The sequence below is a fragment of the Fuscovulum blasticum DSM 2131 genome, assembly GCF_003034965.1.
Classification (GTDB): Bacteria; Pseudomonadota; Alphaproteobacteria; order Rhodobacterales; family Rhodobacteraceae; genus Pseudogemmobacter; species Pseudogemmobacter blasticus.
Genome location: NZ_PZKE01000050.1, coordinates 1 through 1575, shown reverse-complemented (window position 1 = coordinate 1575; position 1575 = coordinate 1). Strand labels below are relative to the sequence as shown.

Below are 1575 nucleotides of genomic sequence, written 5' to 3'. Positions count from 1 at the left end.
GATCGTAAAACTTCTGTGCTTTGCTATCTTCGCCTCGGCCTTCAATCTGATGCTGGGCTATACCGGGCTCTTGTCTTTCGGCCATGCGATGTTCTTCGGCTCGGCGGGCTATGCGCTTGGCGTGACGACCAAGTTCCTGAACTGGCCGCCTGAACTTGGCATTCTGGCCGGCATCGCGGTCGCGGCGCTGATCGGATTTGTCGCCGGTGCGGTCGCCATCCGCAGGCAGGGCATCTATTTCGCCATGATCACGCTGGCGATTTCCCAACTGATCTATTTCGTCGCCATGCAGATGGAATGGACAGGGCGCGATGACGGTTTCCACGGCATTCCGCGCGGGCGGCTGTTCGGGCTGATCGACCTTGAAAGCGACCTGGCGCTTTATGGCCTTGTCGCAGTCTGCTTCGTGCTGGCGCTGCTGGCAATCCACCGGATCGTCACCTCGCCCTTCGGCCTTGCGCTGACAGCGATCCGCGAGAACGAGCCGCGTGCCGTTTCGCTTGGCTATGATGTCGAACGCTACAAGGTGCTGGCCATGACGCTTTCGGCTGCGCTGGCGGGGTTGGCAGGGGCGCTGAAGGCGCTGGCGCTGTCCTATGAATCGCTGAATGACCTGCACTGGGCACTTAGCGGCGAGGTGGTGATGATGTGCATCCTTGGCGGGCTTGGCACGCTGGGCGGGCCGGTCGCAGGGGCGTTCTTCGTGATCCTTCTGCAGAACTTCCTTGCCGACAAGGTGGGCGAATGGCTGTCGGTGATCATCGGCGTGGTGTTCCTGTCCTGCATCCTGGCCTTCCGCAAAGGTCTGGTCGGCGAGATCGCCGCCTGGATGGAACGCAGCCGCAAACCCAGCCCCTGACAGGAGAGCAAGCGATGAAGGGACGTTCCGCAATCGTCACCGGCGCCGCGCGCGGGCTTGGCCAGGCGATCACCCGCAAGTTTCTGGAGCAGGGCGCGCGGGTGGCCATCTGGGACCAGGATGCCGCCGCCGCCCGCGACAGCGCCGAGCAACTGTCCGACATTGGTCCGACCCATGCCTGCGCCGTTGACATTACCTCGCCCGAGGCGGTGGCGGCGGCCTATGCCGATACGCGCAAGATGCTGGGCGAGATCTCGATCCTGGTCTGCAACGCCGCCGTTCCCGGCCCGAACATGGCCGCGGCCGAGCTTTCGGTCTGCGACTGGACGCGGGTGATGGAGGTCAATGTCACCGGCACCCTGCTGTGCTGTCAGGCGGTGATCCCCGATATGGTGGCGCGCGGCTATGGCCGGATTGTCACCATCGGATCGGTGGCCGGCAAAGAGCCCGGGCCGAAGATCGCCGCCTATGCCGCCAGCAAGGCCGCAGTGATTTCGCTGACCAAGACCCTGGGGCGGGAACTTGCAACCACCGGGGTCACCGTGAACTGTGTCGCCCCCGGCGCGATCCGCACGCGGATCTTCGATGGCTGGCCCGAAAGCTATGTGCAGGAACTGCTGGAGAAAATCCCGATGAACCGCTTTGGCACCCCCGAAGAGCTGGCCGAGATGGTGGCCTTCGTCGCCTCGCGCCGGACCTCGTTCTCGACGGGTGCC

At 64.1% G+C, this 1575-nt stretch carries 2 protein-coding genes; both read left to right on the top strand.

The genetic code is table 11. The annotated features are described in order from the left end of the window. Positions 1-859: branched-chain amino acid ABC transporter permease (locus C5F44_RS17600; protein WP_107674940.1), on the top strand; the 859-nt coding region annotated here is incomplete at its 5' end. 14 nt (positions 860-873) lie between these two features. After that, a partial coding sequence (locus tag C5F44_RS17595) for an SDR family NAD(P)-dependent oxidoreductase (RefSeq protein ID WP_107674939.1) occupies positions 874-1575 on the top strand: 702 nt, incomplete at its 3' end.